Origin of the sequence: Flavimarina sp. Hel_I_48 (genome assembly GCF_000733945.1) — a bacterium.
Lineage (GTDB): Bacteria > Bacteroidota > Bacteroidia > Flavobacteriales > Flavobacteriaceae > Leeuwenhoekiella.
In genome coordinates, this window is record NZ_JPOL01000002.1 from 2,905,789 (window position 1) to 2,923,383 (window position 17,595).

The window sequence follows — 17,595 nt, forward strand, 5'->3', positions numbered from 1 at the left end:
AACGCTTATAGTTTATATATATGTCAAAGAAAAATATAGCCATTGTGATGGGCGGCTATTCCAGCGAGGCTCAGATTTCCTTAAAAAGCGGGCGTACCGTTTTTGAAAACCTCGACCGTACTATTTATGAGCCTTATGCCGTTGAGATCCTTCGTGATTCGTGGCATTGTGTACTGGCAGACGGTTCAAAAATTGCTATAAATAAAGCCGATTTCAGTATTGAAATTGACTCAAAAACCATCTTTTTTGACGCGGTTTTCAATACTATTCATGGTACCCCGGGAGAAAACGGATTGTTTCAGGCGTATTTGGAATTGCTTGATATCCCGCAGACCGCGAGCGATTTTTATCAGGCCGCGCTTACCTTTAACAAAAGGGACTGCATCAGTGCGTTAAAACCTTATGGAATAAAAACCGCAACCAATTATTACCTCAATCAGGGTGATGTCATTGATGAAAAGGCCATTGTTGAACGTGTGGGGTTGCCGTGTTTTGTAAAGGCCAATAGGGCGGGGAGCAGTTTTGGTATTTCAAAAGTATATGAAGCCGAAAATTTGAAAGATGCAATCGCTATTTCTTTTAAAGAAGATAATGAGGTGATCATTGAATCCTTTTTAGAGGGTACCGAAGTTTCCATTGGCGTGGTTGAATATGAGGGTCAGGTAATGGCCTTGCCGGCAACCGAAATTGTAAGCGAAAATGACTTTTTTGACTACGATGCTAAATATGAAGGTAAATCGCAGGAAATTACCCCGGCGAGAATTTCCGAAATTCAGGCGCAGGCATTAAAGCAACAGGCCGAAACCATCTTTAAGGTTTTAAAACTAAAGGGCATTACCCGTGCAGAGTTTATTTTTCACAATGGGGAGCCGCACTTTCTGGAAATAAACACGACTCCGGGTCTTACCCCGGCAAGCCTAATCCCTCAGCAAGCTAAAGTAGCGGGGATTTCGTTACAAGATCTCTTTGGGGAGATGATCACAAATGTGCTTAAAGAAGAGAAAAACAGTTAAAAAAGGACTGAAAAACGACCTATTGAACCTAAAATTAGAATTATGAACAAAGCAGTCTTTCCAGGATCTTTTGATCCATTGACTTTGGGACATTACGATATTATTGAGCGTGGTCTCACCCTTTTTGATGAAATTATCTTGGCGCTGGGCAATAATGCACAGAAAAAATATATGTTTTCTGAAGATCAGCGCGAACACTTTTTAACCGAAACCTTCAAGGATGAGCCCCGTATCAAAGTGATGCGCTATCAGGGCCTAACGGTAGAATTCTGCAAAGCAAACGATGCCGGTTTTATATTGCGTGGCCTGCGCAATCCAGCCGACTTTGAATTTGAAAAGGCGATTGCACATACCAACCGTAAACTGGCTAAAATTGAAACGGTATTCCTACTTACTTCTTCCGGGAAAAGTTATATTTCTTCATCTATTGTACGTGACGTGATACGAAATAATGGTGATTATACAGAGCTGGTGCCGGGGGCGGTGAGAGTTTAGCAATTTTAGGTGGCCTTATATTTTTTAATGGTTTTGGGCGTTTCCCTACGGGCCGGGCTTTACGTTTCAATCTTTTTGCTCGTTCCTCGCAAAAAGGATTTTCACTGCAATCCCTAACGCAAACAGGCTTTTGTTTTTAGATATTTTAAAATGTCATAGTCTAACGTTACCCTGTTCAGATAGCTATAGGAATGGCTCAGTGTTGCAAAAGCAGCTCAAGTACTTTATTTGAAAAACGGCTATTTTTAGTGTGTTTTCAGCCATTTTTGGAATGTTTTTATCGGTTTCTGGGCGTTCCCCTTCGGGCCGGGTTTTACGTTTCAATCTTTTTGCTCGTCCCTCGTAAAAAGGATTTTCACTGCAATCCCTAACGCAAACAGGCTTTTTGTTTTTAGATATCTTTAAAATATCATAATCTGACGTCACCCTGAATTTATTTTGGGGTAGCATAAGCTGCTCTAGCATTTTAGTTGAAAAAAGGCCGATATTCGGGTGATTTTGGCCGTTTTAGATGGTTGTGGGCGTTTTCCTTTGGGCTGGGCTTTTCGCTTCAATATGTTTACTCGTCACTCGTTAAAAGGATTTTCACTGCAATCCCTAACGCAAATAATATTTTGTTATCAAGATGATGACTAGTTTACAAATGATAATTCAAACGCAACCCAACATAATAATTCACAGGATCACCGGGGTAATAATACCGTGGTGCAGCGCCGCCAAAGCCAGTGGCATTGGGTAGGATCTGGGCGGCATAATCCGTATCGGTTAGATTATTCACTCCAGTGTAAATAGTGAGGTCAAGTTGTTGTAAAAGTTGAAAACTATAATCTGCCCGTGCATTCAGTAAATTATAAGAGTCACTATAAAGCGTATTTCCATCATTTAGCGGGATCATTCCGGTATGTCTGTAATTTATATTGAATTTAAATCCGCTGTTCTGAACTAAATCTATACCCAGATTATAAATCTGATCAGGAACACCGGTTAGATCGTTGCCATTATAGTTGACGTCGTTATCTACAAATTCATCAAAACTATAATCGTTCAGCGTAAGTGAACCATAGGGTTTTAAAAACCAACCCGGGGCGATACTTTGGTTGTAATTTATAAGCAATTCGATTCCGTTATGATCGGTTTTACCAATGTTACGGCCCACATATTGATCTTCGGCAATGCGATCTGCCACAATGAGATCGTTTACCTGGATGCTGTAGAGTGCAAGTTCTGTATAAAGCTTTTTGTTGAGCCAGGTCGCTTTAAGCCCCAGTTCGTAATTGATACCAATTTCTGGCTCAATAGTAGTATTTATAGCGCCTTCCGGAGTTAAGGTTTCCGCTACTGATGGTAGTGAGAATCCTTTGCTCACATTGGCATAAATAAATTTATCTGAAACTACTTCATAGGTAAGACCTGCTTGTGGCAAAAATTGGCGGGGATAGGTATACTTGCCAGAACGGTCTTCCCCGGTATTGTTCAGGCTATCGTCAAGAACATAACGGCTGTGGTTATAGCTCACACCCACTTCGCCTTTTAAGCGTTCTGTAAATTGCAGGCTGAATTGCGCAAAAAGGTTCAGGTATTTGCGGTCCTGATGCTGCTCGCTAAAGCTATTCCCCTGTAAGGTACCGTTGCCATTATTATCTTCATATAAGTTCTCAAAAAGTTGAACATCATAACTTTCATCAAAATATTCAAGTCCCAGGCTGCTTTTTACGGGTATGCTACCAATAGTAAAAGCAGTGTTAAAATTACTGCGAATACCGAATGCAAAAGATTCTTCGTCAAGAATATCAAACGGCCGGGGCTCATAACCGTCACGGTAATTTCCAAAAATACTGGTCGTCCAGGCAGATTTATCGCTAAAATTCCAGGTATGGGAGAGTCCGGCAATTGCTTTATCATAGGATTCATAACCTTGCGCCTGTCCCCAGGTAAAAGCTGCTTTATCCGGATTTTCATTGAAGTCCTGTAAATTTATGGAACTGGGTATAAATGCTTTCAGCTTTGTGAAATTTCCGAAAAAAGCAAGGGAATGTGCAGGGGCGAGTTGGGTTTTCGCGTAAGCGGTAAAGGTATCCCTATCATACGTACTATTGTCCCTAAACCCATCGCTTTCCAGATGATTGTAGCTAAAGAGTGCAGAAGCGTTGCCAGAGGCAAGTGCCGCGGTAACACCGCTTTTAAAAGTGCCAAAAGAACCTACCAGTCCATTTAGCTGTATGGAAGTGCTTTCCTGCTGCGGTTTAATTATAGAAATATTCATCACCCCGCCCAGGCCGGCACCATACGTACTTGATGCGGGACCTTTTATGATCTCAATACGTTCAATGAGGTTGAGGTCGATATCTTCAAGGGTGGTTTCCCCTTCACCTGTAGTGAGCGGGATGCCTTCAATGTAGGCTTTTACCCTGTTTGTAGAATACTGGCTGCGGGCGCCAAGACCCCTGATGCTGATGCGGCTTAAGTTTAATGCGCCCTGTTGCATCTGTATCCCCGGATTTTTATTGATTTCGTTGGCGAGTGAAAGTTGGTCCCCACGCTGTAAATCTGCCGCGCTAACCACATTCACTGATGCCGGAATGCGCTGCAGGGTGTCAATAATGGGCGTACTGCGAATCAGGACTTCGGGAAGATTGTTTTCTTTGTTGGGATTTAGCGAATCTTTTTGTTGCGCTACGAGATTGGGTATGCAACAAAAAAATAGGGCTACACCCAGGATGTACTTGAATAGTAGGGAGCGCTGTAAGTAATTTTTGTTCATTTGTTAAAACTGTTTTCAGTTTAAAAAAATTCAGCTTCCTGATGGGGTTTGCCAAAAGGAAGCTGAATAATTAGGAATTTAATATGTTATTTATTTGCTGGCGGCCACCCTCCAGATAATACCACTGTCATCATCATTAACTAATAGGGAACCGTCTGGTGCAGTAGCCACACAAACTGGGCGACCATAAACTTTGCTCTCATCGTTAGTGTCTATAAAACCCGTAAGGAAATCCTGAGGTTGTTGTGGTTTTCCGCTTTCAAAAGGGATAAATACCACTTTATAACCAGAAAACGGTTCGCGGTTCCAGGAACCATGCTGGCCTATAAATGCTCCATTTTTATATAAATCTGGGAAATTATCTGCGGTATAAAATGTAAGTCCCAGGGATGCTGTATGGCTTCCTAAAGGAACATCTGGCACAATGGCTTTATCTACCATTTCCTGATGGGGATCGTCAGACCAGCGTGGATCTTTTATTTGACCATAATAGCTATAAGGCCAGCCGTACCAGCCTCCTTTTTTTACGCTTGTTGCATAATCTGGCACAAGGTTGTTCCCAAGTTCGTCACGTTCATTCACGGCCGTCCAAAGCTCGCCGGTTTCTGGATTCCAGTCCATTCCCACCGGGTTGCGCAATCCATCAGCATAGACGATCTCTCCACTACCGTCAGGGTTTACTTCCAGGATATTAGCGCGTCGTTCTTCTTTTTCCATTCCCTGATCGCCTACGTTACTGGCAGAACCTACAGAAATGTATATTTTATCTTTTGCTTCGTTTGTAATGATATTACGCGTCCAGTGATTGTTATAACCGCTAGCGGAAAGAGCCACTATTTTTTCACCTTCAGCAGTCATTTCTGTTTGACCTGCTGTATAAGGATAGCGGTACAGGCCATCTGTATTTGCTACATAAAAGAAATCCCCTAAAACGAGCATCCCAAAATTCTGATTAAGACCCTCCATAAAGACAAACTGATCGTCTACCGTACCGTCCTTATCGTTGTCCCTTAATAATGTTATTCGATTGGCACTATCTTTTGTGTCAGATTCAGCCACAAAAATATCATTGTTTGGCGCAACGTACGTCCAGCGTGGGTGTTTAAGATCTGTTGCAAAACGTGTTACCGTAAAACCTTCTGGAGCCTTAGGGGACTGATTTTCTTCCCAGCCTATGACCTTGCTGCTGTTGTTTACAGATTCTGAAGCAAAAGGTGCGGCAAGTTCAACAGGGCCAGTAGCCGTCTCTACGATGGTCATGCCATTATCTGCCAATTCTTTTTTATCCTCTTCGGCTACTGTTTTTTTATTCTTACAGCCTATGGTGAGCGCCACTAAAAGTAGGGGCAATATGTATTTTTTCATGTTGTTTAATTTTGGTTCTAATATAGGTCTTAGATGTCAGTAGTTCATTACAAAATAGTCGATTAGTAAATGTTTAACCTTTGACTAGCATTACAACCTTCTAGTTGTTTTCAACTAGGAAATTTTAAGGAATTCAGGTGTTAAAAGTCCTAAAATTCGTTAGAAATAAGTACTGTTTTCATCCTATTTCAGCCATTATTAAAAGTAATTAGATGATTTGAAGCATTCAAAAGTTTTTGGGAATAAAAACATCTCTTCCAACAACTGTCTTAAAAATCAAATCTCCAGTATTCAGTGAGAGTGTGTTTTGAGGTGATTTTTTCAAATACTACCCAGTTTGCCTAAAAAGGTTATTTTTGCAAAAATTTTATGGTCAAAATCACAAATTTTAGGCTAAGTAGGTTTCTTTAATTTGAAATAATCAGGTTAACAAAGCCGCTAAAAGAGCATTTAATTTTTTTTTTGGATACAGCATTAAAAAGATCTGTATCTATCCTTCATGATTTCAAACAGAAGATCATGGCACATCTATTTATAGCATTTTATGAAAAAAGTACTCAACTTATTTGACCTTACTCAAAAAGTTAATTACAAAACAGAAGTATTGGCCGGTTTAACCGTGGCAATGACGATGATTCCAGAATCTTTATCGTTTGCAATCTTGGCCGGTTTTCCTCCATTAATGGGATTGTATGCGTCTTTTATTGCCGGTCTGGTCACTGCAATATTTGGAGGAAGACCGGGAATGATTTCTGGTGGTGCAGGAGCAACAGTTATTACCTTGATTGCTTTGATGCGTTCTGACGGACTGGAATATGTTTTTGCGGCGGTTGCGCTGGCCGGTGTGATCCAGATTTTTATAGGTGTTTTTAAACTGGGAAAATTTATAAGGCTTGTGCCACATCCGGTAATGTTTGGGTTTGTCAATGGGCTGGCCATTGTCATTTTTATGTCACAACTGGATCAATTTAAAACCATAGTGAACGGTGAAGTGGCCTGGCTTTCTGGGACGTCCTTATATATTATGGCCGGTCTGGTAGCCCTGACGATTGCCATCGTGGTTTTATTGCCGAAGATTACCAAAGCGGTTCCTGCTTCCCTGGTTGCCATAATTGTGATTTTTGCAGTGGTTTATTTTCTGGGCATTGATACTAAAACCGTAAAAGATATTGCCTCAATAAGCGGTGGCTTTCCTCCCTTTCATATTCCTAACATACCCCTCACCTGGGAAACCCTTAAATTGATCGCTCCCTATTCTCTGGTGATGGCAGCAGTAGGTTTGACCGAAGGTCTTTTAACCCTGAGCCTTGTAGATGAAATCACAGAAACCAAAGGTCATGGAAACCGCGAATGTATCGCGCAGGGCGGTTCTAATATCCTCAACGGATTTTTCTTCGGAATGGGAGGCTGCCCTATGATCGCACAAACATTGGTTAACCTTTCCGCAGGTTCAAGGGCCAGGTTGTCTGGTATAATTGCGGCCCTGACCATTCTGGTAATTGTATTGTTCGGGGCGCCGGTCATTGAGAAACTTCCCATGGCGGCTCTGGTGGGCGTTATGATAATGGTCGCCATAGGAACCTTTGAATGGGTCAGTTTGAAAATCATCAATAAAGTGCCTAAAAAGGACGTTTTTCTGGTCATAATCGTAGCCGTTATTACTGTTGTACTGCATAATTTGGCCCTGGCCGTCCTTGTAGGTGTTATTCTATCTGCGCTGTTTTTTGCATGGGAAAGTGCTAAAAGGATTCGCGCGAGAAAACATATTGATGAAGATGGGATCAAACATTATGAAATATACGGACCCTTATTCTTTGCGTCCACAACTAATTTTACCGAAAAATTTGATGTGCAGAATGACCCTGACATTGTAATTATTGATTTTAAAGAAAGCCGTGTTTCAGACATGTCTGCTATTGAAGCGCTCAATGTGATCACACAGCGCTATCACAAAGCAGGAAAGGAAGTTCATCTCAGACATCTAAGTGAAGATTGTATCCGGTTGCTAAAGAATGCCGAAGCCATCATTGATGTCAATATCATGGAAGATCCTACGTATAAGCTTGCTGCGGATAAGCGGGATAAATAAAACTTTAGGTTACTGGTTATCAGTGCAAACTTAAAATTCAACCATAAAAAAAAGCCGATACAATTATGTATCGGCTTTTTTTGTCTAAAGTTGGATAAGGGTACTTACTTTTTATTCTGTTGGTCTTTTATTGTTTTTTTATCAATGTCCACCTTATTTGTCTGATCCTTATTCTTTTTTCCGCCAGTACTCAAAGGGTTGTCTTGTTCGGTCTTACGTTCAAATTTCTTAGCCATAATAAAAGTTCTTTTTAATTAGATTCTAAAGATAGAAGAAGTCTCCGTTAAATTTTGACAAGGAAATAATAAGAAACGGTTAATTAATTGGCCGTTTTCATGTCATTTTAGCGGATTTTAGACACAAAATCGCCAATTTTATCAACGCCCTGCGCTGTAATATGTTTGATAAAAGCAGAACCTATAATAGCTCCCTTGGCGTTCTTGGTCGCTGCTTTGAATGTATCGTTGTCTTTAATACCAAAGCCAACAATCTGCGGATTTCTCAAATTTAAAGAGGCTATGCGTTCAAAATAATCGTGCTGTATGGCATCAAAGCCTCCGGTTCCACCGGTCGTACTCGCACTGCTTACCATATAAATAAACGCGTCACTGGCCGCATCAATTTCACGTATACGCTCCTCAGAGGTTTGTGGAGTGATAAGGAAAATAAATTTCAGGTCGTTTTCCTCAAAAATCGCTTTGTAGTGCGCTTCATATTCGGCAAGTGGAAGGTCTGGTAAAATGATACCATCAATGCCTACTTCTTTACATTTCGCACAGAATGCTTCTACACCATATTGCAAAACAGGATTAAAATATCCCATAATTATTAGGGGAATCTCAATTTTCTCCCTAACGTTTTTGAGCTGTTCAAAGAGTTTTACCGTGGTCATTCCATTTTTCAGCGCATGCGTAGAACTTTCCTGTATCGTGGGCCCGTCTGCCAAAGGATCGCTAAAAGGCAAACCAATTTCAACCATATCTACCCCCCGCTGCTGAAGGGCTTCTAGTGTAGGCATGGTATCTTCAATCTTGGGATAGCCCGCGGTAAAGTATATGGAAAGCAGCTTTTTGTCTTCCGCTAATTTTTTATTTATTCTGTTCATTTATATATCTTTTTTTCATTTCCGACCTTCAACAAGCTCAGGGTAAACTTTGGAGGAAATCTTAATATTATTTATCTGAATTCTCAAAGCAACTGTGTTTTTTTGCTCCTTCCATTTTGAAGGGAATGTGGCAGGGCTAAGCGCTGACGGAAGGGTTGAACCACCCCTATTCACATAAAATTGGAATTTCCCCTCCTTTAAAAGGAGGGAAGCCCATAATAAAACTTCAATTTGACTTAAGCCAAATCAAAATACTCAATGTACGTATTCAAGTCCTTATCACCGCGACCGCTCAAATTCACTACCACAACATCGTCTTTTTCAAATTTACGATCTTTAAAAATCGCCAGCGCGTGCGCCGTTTCTATAGCCGGAATGATACCTTCCAGTTTGCTCAGTTCCAGCCCGGCTTCCATGGCAGCGGCATCAGTAACGCTAATGAATTCCCCGCGTTTACTGCGGAAAAGATGCGCGTGCATAGGTCCCACACCAGGATAATCAAGTCCGGCAGAAATGGAATACGGTTCTGTAATCTGACCATCTGGCGTTTGCATGAGCAGGGTCTTGCTTCCGTGAATAATGCCTTCTTTTCCCAGAGCGGAAGTGGCTGCACTTTCCCCAGAATCAATCCCTTTTCCGGCTGCTTCCACGGCAATAATCCCCACTTCGGGATTATCCAGATAATGGTAATATATACCGGCAGCGTTACTACCGCCTCCCACGCAGGCCACCACATAATCTGGATCTTCCCGGCCTTCTTTTTCTAACAATTGTTTTTTGACTTCCTGTGAGATCACACTTTGAAAACGCGCCACCATATCAGGATAGGGGTGCGGACCTACAACACTTCCTATAATATAATGGGTGTCGGTAGGATTACTGATCCAGTCGCGAATGGCCTCATTTGTGGCATCTTTTAAAGTTTTACTGCCAGATTCCGCCGAAATAACCTTCGCTCCCAGCATTTTCATGCGCGCCACGTTGGGGGATTGCCTTTTGATATCTATCGCGCCCATATACACAATACATTCCAGTCCCATAAGCGCACAAACCGTTGCGGTGGCAACACCGTGCTGGCCTGCGCCAGTCTCAGCTATGATACGGGTTTTGCCCAGCCGCTGCGCCATGAGGATCTGACCTATCGTATTATTCACCTTGTGCGCGCCGGTATGGCAAAGATCTTCACGTTTGAGATAAACTTTTGCGCCATATTTTTCTGAAAAGCGTTTTGCGTAATACAGCGGTGTAGGGCGTCCCACATACTCCCGAAGCAACTCTTGAAATTCTTTCTGAAAATCTTCGGTTTGCATGATTTCCAGATAATTCTGGCGTAGTTCTTCTACATTGGGATATAGCATTTCTGGGATATAAGCCCCACCAAAATCGCCATAATATCCTTTCTCATCTACGTTATAGTTCATCTTTTATATCTTAATTTTTTACTTCCACAAAAGCGGAAATCTATTTTTCTAGTATTGAGGATTCTAGTTTTTGCAAACTGCAACCTTAGACCTGCAATAGTTTTTCTTTAAAATCCCTCAACAGTTTCACATCCTTCGACCCGGGTTCTGTTTCAAATTTACTGTTTACATCAATGCCGTAAAGGGGCAAATCTGTTTTTGACAATTCTTTAAGCTTGTCTAGCTCCTGTGGACCTATGCCACCACTCAAAATAAACGGTTTTTTTGAAGGATATGCCTTTAAGACTGACCAGTCAAAGGTATACCCATTTCCTCCTTTTGCCTTTCCTTTTGTGTCAAAGAGAAATTTATCCACTAAGGGTTCATAATCTTTTAATATGGAAAAATTGAACTCGTCTTTTATACCGAAAACTTTCCAGACTTCGACAGGCTCAGTCCGGAGAACTTCGACAGGCTCAGTCCGGGGAACTTCGACAGGCTCAGTCCGTGGAACTTCGACAGGCTCATTCCGGGGAATTTTGACAGGCTCTGTCCGGGGAACTTCGATACGCTCAGCAAAGCTTAATTTGCTTTTTAGTTCGGCTTTTAATTTTTCACAGTATGCTGCCGATTCATTACCGTGTAATTGAATGATATTAAGTTTAAAATGGTCAATTTTTGCCAGAATATCACTGATTTCAGCATCTACAAATACGCCAACTTTTTTAATTTCTTCCGGCAATGCCTTCAGTTCTTCCGCAAAAGTTGCCTGCTCCTCACAATACCGCGGACTGCCCTTATAGAATATAAAACCCAAATAATCTGGCTGAAGTTGGCCCACTTCAGCCATGTTCAATTTCATTCCGCAGATTTTAAGTCTCATGATATTTTTTTAAAGTTCCCGCCTTTCTTGAAGGGAAGGGCTTAATTACACCTCTTTCAGCTTCGCTGAAATTTTCCCCTCATTGAAAAAGAGGGGAGGCGTAAGACATTTCAGTTCCCCCTTTGGGGGCTAGGGGGATTTATTTTTGCAATAAACTCCTTCGCACTTTTGCCCGGATCATTGGTTTTCATAAAATTCTCACCTATTAAAAATCCTTTATAACCATAAGGCTGCAGTTCTTGTATTGCGTTTATTGAACTGATCCCGCTCTCAGAAACCTTGACAAAATCATTGGGGATTTTATCAGAAAGGCTCTTGCTGATCTCGAGGCTCACCTCAAAGGTTTTGAGATTCCTGTTGTTCACGCCCAGCATATCCAGAGAAGGCATAATCGATTTTTCAAGTTCGTCAAGGTTGTGCACTTCGAGCAACACATCCATTCCCAACTGTTTTGCTAGTTCAGAAAAAGCTTTGATTTCGCTCTTTTCAAGCACTGCGGCGATCAATAAAATAACATCTGCACCATAAGCTTTAGCTTCCAGGATCTGATATTCATCTATTATAAATTCCTTGCGCAATAGCGGAAATTTAACCGAAGCCCGCGCAATTAAAAGATCGTCCAGTGAACCACCAAAATATTTTGCGTCTGTTAAAACACTCATGCCACAAACCCCGGCCTGCTCATAACCCTGTGCCACATCCTGTACGTTGAGTCCATTATTGATGACCGACTTACTGGGTGAGCGGCGTTTGTGTTCAGCGATTATTCCAGAACTGCTTTCCCGTAAAATAGTGGCTAAAGATGCCGATTTTCGGTCAAAAAGCACCGATTTTTCGAGCTGTTTTACCGGAATTAATCCTTTTCTCAAAGCAACTTCCTTTCGTTTGTCTGCTACTATTTTATCTAGAATGTTCAAAATCAATTATTATTACTATTTATATTTTTATTAAAGCCCTGTTTTATAATTTCCCCTTCGGAGGTTAGGAGGATTAAATTCCCCCTTTGGGGGCTAGGGGGATCAATGTATTCAGTTTCTCCAGCGCTTTTCCACTTAATAACGTTTCTTTTGCCAGTTCAAAACCAGCTTTTGGTTCTAATTTTTTAACGGTTGCGATAGCCATTCCTGCATTTGCAGAAACCACATTATTCTGAGCTTCGCTGCCTTTACCAGAAATCACTTTCATAAAAATCTCAGCCGATTCTTTTACGCTTTCTCCGCCGTAAATGGCTTCTTCCTCGATTTCTGTTACTCCAAAATCTTCTGGAGACAGCATACGCTCGCTATTGTTTGTAATGGCCTTCGTTTTTCCGGTTAGGGCAATCTCGTCATAGCCGTCAAGCGCGTGCAGGATGGTAAAATTTTTATCGCCTTTTTGATACAAATAGCCATACATACGGGCCAGTTCCAGATTAAATACGCCCACCAACTGATTTTCTGGAAATGCAGGGTTTACCATGGGCCCCAGCATATTAAAGAAGGTTTTAACCGCAAGATCCCGGCGAATTGGGGCAACGTTTTTCATCGCAGGATGAAAGAGTGGGGCGTGCAATACACAAATCCCGGCTTCGTCCAGACAACGTTTCAGGAAATCCTTATCGCTGCTGAAACTAATCCCTAAATGTTCCATCACATTGCTGCTTCCACTCACCGAAGAAACGCCATAATTGCCATGTTTTGTGACGTTCACACCAGCACCGGCGGTCACAAATGAAGAAAGTGTGGAGATATTAAAAGTATTTTTGCCATCGCCCCCCGTGCCGCAAAGGTCAATGCTGTTGTATCCTTCAAAATCTACCGCGAGACAAAGGTCTAAAAGCGCATCACGAAAACCTTCCAGTTCCCCTATAGATACGCTGCGCATCATATAAACGGTCATAAAAGAAGCAATCTGGCTGGGATTATATTTCCCTTCGGAAATGTTTACCAGCACCTCGCGCGCCTCTTGTTTGTCAAGCTGCTCGTGATTGATAAGTCTGTTTAATATATGTTTCATTATTGCACTCTAACTCCCTCCAATGAGGAGGATTTTATTATTTGATTTATATGCTATTCCGTGTTTTTTATCAAGAAAACACCCAGTTTTCGATCATTTTCTTGCCTTCTGGTGTCAGTACAGATTCTGGATGAAACTGCACGCCGCGCAGGTCAAAGTTTCTATGGCGCAGCGACATGATCTGGCCGTTCACATCTGTTGCGGTGATCTCAAGATCTTCTGGAAACTGGTCTGGGGAAACCACCCAGGAATGGTACCTTCCTATTTTAAACTCGCGATCTATATTTTTGTACAAAGGTTCGTCATCAACGGTTTGCGTAGCGGTAGTCGCCACGCCGTGAAAAACCTTATCCAGATTGATCAGGCTTCCGCCGAAAACTTCTCCAATGGCCTGTTGTCCCAGACAAACGCCGAATATGGGTTTTTTCCCTGCATATTCTTTGATTATTGGTTTTAAGAGTCCGGCTTCATCGGGAATTCCGGGTCCTGGAGAAAGCAGGATTTTGTCATAGGCAGCAATTTCTTCAAGCGTTACTTTGTCGTTGCGCTTTACGGTAACAGCACAATCCAGCGCTTCCAGATAATGCACCAGGTTGTACACAAAACTGTCGTAATTATCGATGACCAGTATTTTAATCCCCATCCCTTCCCCAGAGGGGAAGTGAGTCTGTTCTGATTGTGTCTTATCTTTATGCTTCATTGTTGAATTTTCTAATTGCTTCAAAAACCACCCCTCTTACAGCTTTGCTGAAATTTTCCCCTCTTAGAAAAGGAGGGGAGCTTTTTTCTTTTTTTATTCCCCCTTCGGGGTTAGGGGGAGGAATTTATATTTCCTCCGCCAGTTCAAGCGCGCGGGTGAGTGCGCCCAGTTTATTATAGACCTCCTGCAATTCGTTTTCCGGTTTGCTATCGCTTACCACACCGGCGCCGGCCTGATAGTGTAACTTATGATTTTTACTAAGAAAAGAACGGATAATGATCGCATGGTTAAAATCGCCGCTAAAGTCCATAAAACCGATCGCACCACCATAAAAATCTCGGTTTACGGTCTCATAATCTTCCAGCAACTGCATGGCGCGGTGTTTAGGCGCCCCGCTCAAAGTTCCCGCAGGGAACGTGTCTGCCACGACCTGTAGGGTGGAGGTCTGCGGATTTTTTGTCGCGGTCACTTTGCTTACCAAATGGATGACATGGGAAAAAAACTGAACCTCCCGATACGTTTCCACTTTGACATCTGTACCGTTACGGCTTAGGTCGTTGCGGGCGAGATCTACAAGCATTACATGCTCGCTGTTTTCCTTTGCATCTTCCGAAAGCGTCTTGGCCAGTGCGGCATCCTGCTCATCATTCCCCGAACGTTTAGTGGTTCCCGCAATGGGGTGAATTTCGGCTTTGCCTTCTTTTACGACCAACTGTGCTTCTGGCGAACTTCCAAAAATCTTAAAATTCCCGTAGTCAAAATAGAAAAGATACGGGCTGGGGTTTACGCTGCGCAACGCGCGATATACATTGAACTCGTCACCGGTAAATCCCTGAGAAAAACGCTTAGAAGGGACAATCTGAAATACATCGCCGCGCTGGCAGTGTTTCTTGCATTTTATGACCAGTTCTTTATACGCTTCATCAGTAATATTGGATTCTGTCTCACCTTCCCGACTAAAATGGTATTCAGCGAAATTTTTGACCTTGAGTGCTTGTTCAATAGTGTCTAAATTATGCGTTTCCGTTGTACTGTGCGAAAACAGGTAGGCCTGATTATTAAAGTGGTTTATGGCTATAATATTGCCATAAACGGCATAATAAAGATCTGGAATTTCAAGATCGCCTTTTTTCTTATGTATTTCTACCTGTTCAAAATAGCGTACTGCATCGTAGGACATGTAGCCAAAAAGCCCATTGTCAATTACTTTATGATCGGTTTTTTCTGTAGTGAAGCTTTGGGCAAATTGCTCGAGGATTTTTACCACATCCGTTGATTGCTCAATTTTTGTAATGGTCTGTTTTCCATCGGGAAATTCCTGAAAAATGGATTCGTTTTCTACTTTTATCGATGCAATGGGATTACAGCAGATATAACTGAACGTATTATCATTTGCCCGGTAGTCGCTACTTTCAAGCAGGAGACTGTTAGGGAACTTGTCCCGCAACCTAAGATACACTGAAACCGGTGTGATCGTATCTGCCAGTAATTTTTTGCTTTTGGTTTTAAGGCTGTACTTCATGTCTTCTCTTTCAATGGTTATCTTTTGTTACTTTCTGCTTCCAATCACTTTTTCCTCTTTCTCAGAAATGAAAAAGGCCCGTCGTGATTGACGGGCCTTTTGTATATGATTTTAATACACGGGGTCACTCACGACGTTAACGTTGTGTGATCCACCACCAGGTATTTACTATGTTTGTTCTCATGGAGCCTCAAAGATAGAAATCACTTTTTAAAATGCAAACTATTTTTGAATTTCTCTCTGCTTTTTATTTTCCGCGGAAAAAATCAGTTATAAATTACATGTGCAGGGTAATATCCAATTCAAAGTTATCACGGATGGTCTGGTCACCAAGATTGTCAAAAAATTTACCAGAACCGTAACGTACATTAAATTTTGAACGGTCAATGGTCAGTTTTGTGTGTGCTGTGTTACCATCTACATCAAGTTCAAAAGCAAGGGGCTCCGTATTTTCCTTGATAGTAAGATCGCCCACCATAGAATAGCCTTTATCTGTTCTGCTTACTTCAGACATATTTAGTGTTGCGGTAGGATACTTATCAACCCCAAAGAAGTCATCATTTTTTAAATGGCCTTCAAGGTTTTGTTTTTCTTCACCGTCAAGATCTGTTACGGTTATGCTTGGCATATCAATGATGAAATGCCCGCCTATGATGGTATCTCCTTCTTTTTCAAAATAACCTTCTTTTAGGTCGATGGTACCATGGTGCTTGCCAAGTACCTTTTTACCTGTCCAGTTGATTGTGCTTGATTTGATTGCTATTTTTTCCATTGTATTCTATTTGTATTATTAATCAGTTAAAATTTAAAATTTTTGACATTTGGTCATTTATGGTTTGAAACCTGTATCCTAAATAGTTTCAAAAAGTTCGGCTTGTGGCCTTCTGACTTTTTTATCGTACTGATGTTTGTCATCTTCACTTCTATAACCTACGGCGACAACCGCTACTGCATGTAAATTTTGATCCTTAAGATCGAGTATTTTATCAAATGCATCTGCGTCAAAACCTTCCATGGGGCAGGCATCAATTTTAAACATTGCAGCGGCACTCAATAAATTGCCAATCGCGAGATAAGCCTGTCTGGCAGACCAGCCACTTTTAGCTTCCTGAGGAAGATCCATAAGCGAATTTTTCATCACTTTCTCATAATCTTTTAGGCTTCCCTCTTCTATTTCCTGAATACGTTCTGCATGCGAAATGTAGGAGTCAACCAACTCCTCTCCAAAATCCGTACGATGGGTGAAGACAAAAATGTGGGATGCATCCGTAAATTGAGATTGGCCGTAACCTGCTTCTCTTAATTGTTGCTTTACTTTTTCATCTTCTACCACTAAAATCTTATAGGGTTGCAAGCCATAAGAAGAAGCGGAAAGCTGCACGGCTTCTTTAAGTAATTCTAAGTCTGAGGTACTTACCTTTTTTGAGGCATCAAACTTTTTTGTTGCGTAACGCCAGTTCAACTGGTCTATGTAGTTATTCATTAGTCCTGATTTTATTTAATAGATCATTTAATAATATGCACTCCTCCTTGCTCAAATTAGAGAGGTTATTTTTATTGGCTTCCTCGGTTAGGGGATCTACTGTTTTGAGAAGTTCAAGCCCAGTGGTAGTGATTTCTATCTCTACTTTACGCCGGTTAGTGGGACAAATCCTACGCTTGACAAAGTTTTTGACAATGAGCTTGTCCACGAGACGTGAGGTATTGCTGTTAGTATCTACCATGCGTTCATGAATAGAGGCAAGGCTTGCCGGTTTCCCTTTTTGTCCCTTTAAAATGCGTAACACATTGTATTGTGGCAAGCTTATATCATGTACTTTAAGTATAGAGGCCACTGACTCTTCAAGCATGCTTGTGGTATATCCTATGTTGATCACCACCTTCGTAGGGAGGGTAGTCGCTTCGCTCAGTTTAAGGATATTTTCAATGGTCATAGTTGTATGTACAATTGTTGTAGGTACAAATGTATGGCTTTTTTATAAGCGCAACATTTGTTTATTAAATTTTAACACTATTTATGAAATCCTAAATCAGGATTGCCTTTTGCGTTGATTTAGTAAAGAAGGTGGTTCTTGGGGATAAGTAAAAGACTAACGACTATTTCCTAGGATATTTTCCATTGTATTTTGCTGGATAAATGTCGATTTATGGTTAATCAATCGCTCTTAAAAGTTAACAGGATAACTTTAAAGGTTCAGTCTAATAGGTTGAACGGAATATGAGGTCTGTAAAAACAATAATTTGCTTAATTTTATGCATTCACAGCG

16 protein-coding genes are annotated in these 17,595 nt (G+C 41.4%); 3 read left to right on the forward strand and 13 right to left on the reverse strand.

Annotated features, from left to right (window positions below):
* Window positions 1-20: 20 nt before the first annotated feature.
* Both P162_RS12715 and coaD read left to right on the forward strand, forming a co-directional pair.
* Window positions 21-1,013 carry a D-alanine--D-alanine ligase gene (locus P162_RS12715; RefSeq protein ID WP_031427837.1) on the forward strand — a complete coding sequence of 331 codons (993 nt, stop codon included), beginning with the start codon at window positions 21-23 and terminating at the stop codon, window positions 1,011-1,013.
* 42 nt (window positions 1,014-1,055) lie between these two features.
* On the forward strand, window positions 1,056-1,508 hold the full coding sequence (gene coaD / locus P162_RS12720; RefSeq protein ID WP_031427838.1) for a pantetheine-phosphate adenylyltransferase: 453 nt from the start codon (window positions 1,056-1,058) through the stop codon (window positions 1,506-1,508).
* A 637-nt stretch (window positions 1,509-2,145) separates the two neighbouring features.
* Here the strand turns inward: coaD and P162_RS12730 are convergent.
* Complete coding sequence (locus P162_RS12730) at window positions 2,146-4,269, reverse strand: TonB-dependent receptor family protein (protein WP_051907884.1); 2,124 nt, start codon at window positions 4,267-4,269, stop codon at window positions 2,146-2,148.
* 90 nt (window positions 4,270-4,359) lie between these two features.
* Entirely contained in the window at window positions 4,360-5,634 is a 1,275-nt protein-coding gene (locus P162_RS12735; RefSeq protein ID WP_031427843.1) for a PQQ-dependent sugar dehydrogenase, read from the reverse strand.
* A 544-nt stretch (window positions 5,635-6,178) separates the two neighbouring features.
* Here P162_RS12735 and P162_RS12740 point away from each other — a divergent pair.
* Complete coding sequence (locus tag P162_RS12740; protein ID WP_031427844.1) at window positions 6,179-7,723, forward strand: SulP family inorganic anion transporter; 1,545 nt, start codon at window positions 6,179-6,181, stop codon at window positions 7,721-7,723.
* Between the two features lie 104 nt (window positions 7,724-7,827).
* Here P162_RS12740 and P162_RS17960 read toward each other — a convergent pair whose 3' ends face one another.
* From P162_RS17960 to P162_RS12790, 11 genes are all read right to left on the reverse strand, one after another.
* A complete protein-coding gene (locus P162_RS17960; RefSeq protein WP_262493921.1) occupies window positions 7,828-7,959 on the reverse strand; it encodes a hypothetical protein in 132 nt (43 codons plus the stop codon).
* Between the two features lie 107 nt (window positions 7,960-8,066).
* Entirely contained in the window at window positions 8,067-8,828 is a 762-nt protein-coding gene (trpA, locus tag P162_RS12745) for a tryptophan synthase subunit alpha (RefSeq protein ID WP_031427846.1), read from the reverse strand.
* Between the two features lie 236 nt (window positions 8,829-9,064).
* Complete coding sequence (trpB, locus tag P162_RS12750) at window positions 9,065-10,249, reverse strand: tryptophan synthase subunit beta (protein ID WP_031427848.1); 1,185 nt, start codon at window positions 10,247-10,249, stop codon at window positions 9,065-9,067.
* Window positions 10,250-10,334: 85 nt separating this feature from the next.
* On the reverse strand, window positions 10,335-11,111 hold the full coding sequence (locus tag P162_RS12755; RefSeq protein WP_081868425.1) for a phosphoribosylanthranilate isomerase: 777 nt from the start codon (window positions 11,109-11,111) through the stop codon (window positions 10,335-10,337).
* Between the two features lie 110 nt (window positions 11,112-11,221).
* Entirely contained in the window at window positions 11,222-12,028 is an 807-nt protein-coding gene (trpC, locus tag P162_RS12760) for an indole-3-glycerol phosphate synthase TrpC (protein WP_031427851.1), read from the reverse strand.
* Between the two features lie 73 nt (window positions 12,029-12,101).
* Window positions 12,102-13,106, reverse strand: coding sequence for an anthranilate phosphoribosyltransferase (trpD, locus tag P162_RS12765; protein WP_031427852.1), 1,005 nt, complete (start codon window positions 13,104-13,106; stop codon window positions 12,102-12,104).
* Between the two features lie 70 nt (window positions 13,107-13,176).
* Window positions 13,177-13,749 (reverse strand): anthranilate synthase component II, encoded by a 573-nt coding sequence (locus P162_RS12770; protein WP_031427854.1) that lies wholly within the window; start codon window positions 13,747-13,749, stop codon window positions 13,177-13,179.
* 181 nt (window positions 13,750-13,930) lie between these two features.
* Window positions 13,931-15,328: an anthranilate synthase component I family protein gene (locus tag P162_RS12775; protein ID WP_031427856.1), complete on the reverse strand. Its 1,398-nt coding sequence runs from the start codon at window positions 15,326-15,328 to the stop codon at window positions 13,931-13,933.
* A gap of 277 nt (window positions 15,329-15,605) precedes the next feature.
* Window positions 15,606-16,100, reverse strand: a complete 495-nt coding sequence (locus P162_RS12780) for a YceI family protein (protein WP_051907885.1) — start codon at window positions 16,098-16,100, stop codon at window positions 15,606-15,608.
* A gap of 78 nt (window positions 16,101-16,178) precedes the next feature.
* Window positions 16,179-16,811: an NAD(P)H-dependent oxidoreductase gene (locus tag P162_RS12785; protein WP_031427859.1), complete on the reverse strand. Its 633-nt coding sequence runs from the start codon at window positions 16,809-16,811 to the stop codon at window positions 16,179-16,181.
* Window positions 16,804-17,262, reverse strand: coding sequence for a MarR family winged helix-turn-helix transcriptional regulator (locus tag P162_RS12790; RefSeq protein WP_031427860.1), 459 nt, complete (start codon window positions 17,260-17,262; stop codon window positions 16,804-16,806). Before P162_RS12790 ends, P162_RS12785 begins: the two co-directional genes overlap by 8 nt.
* Between the last annotated feature and the right edge of the window lie 333 nt (window positions 17,263-17,595).

Bases quoted from the DNA above. Each gene is read 5' to 3' on its own strand.
- P162_RS12715 (WP_031427837.1), top strand. From the start codon at position 21: ATGTCAAAGAAAAATATAGCCATTGTGATGGGCGGCTATTCCAGCGAG.
- coaD (WP_031427838.1), top strand. From the start codon at position 1,056: ATGAACAAAGCAGTCTTTCCAGGATCTTTTGATCCATTGACTTTGGGA.
- P162_RS12730 (WP_051907884.1), bottom strand. From the start codon at position 4,269: ATGAACAAAAATTACTTACAGCGCTCCCTACTATTCAAGTACATCCTG.
- P162_RS12735 (WP_031427843.1), bottom strand. From the start codon at position 5,634: ATGAAAAAATACATATTGCCCCTACTTTTAGTGGCGCTCACCATAGGC.
- P162_RS12740 (WP_031427844.1), top strand. From the start codon at position 6,179: ATGAAAAAAGTACTCAACTTATTTGACCTTACTCAAAAAGTTAATTAC.
- P162_RS17960 (WP_262493921.1), bottom strand. From the start codon at position 7,959: ATGGCTAAGAAATTTGAACGTAAGACCGAACAAGACAACCCTTTGAGT.
- trpA (WP_031427846.1), bottom strand. From the start codon at position 8,828: ATGAACAGAATAAATAAAAAATTAGCGGAAGACAAAAAGCTGCTTTCC.
- trpB (WP_031427848.1), bottom strand. From the start codon at position 10,249: ATGAACTATAACGTAGATGAGAAAGGATATTATGGCGATTTTGGTGGG.
- P162_RS12755 (WP_081868425.1), bottom strand. From the start codon at position 11,111: ATGAGACTTAAAATCTGCGGAATGAAATTGAACATGGCTGAAGTGGGC.
- trpD (WP_031427852.1), bottom strand. From the start codon at position 13,106: ATGAAACATATATTAAACAGACTTATCAATCACGAGCAGCTTGACAAA.
- P162_RS12770 (WP_031427854.1), bottom strand. From the start codon at position 13,749: ATGGGGATTAAAATACTGGTCATCGATAATTACGACAGTTTTGTGTAC.
- P162_RS12775 (WP_031427856.1), bottom strand. From the start codon at position 15,328: ATGAAGTACAGCCTTAAAACCAAAAGCAAAAAATTACTGGCAGATACG.
- P162_RS12780 (WP_051907885.1), bottom strand. From the start codon at position 16,100: ATGGAAAAAATAGCAATCAAATCAAGCACAATCAACTGGACAGGTAAA.
- P162_RS12785 (WP_031427859.1), bottom strand. From the start codon at position 16,811: ATGAATAACTACATAGACCAGTTGAACTGGCGTTACGCAACAAAAAAG.
- P162_RS12790 (WP_031427860.1), bottom strand. From the start codon at position 17,262: ATGACCATTGAAAATATCCTTAAACTGAGCGAAGCGACTACCCTCCCT.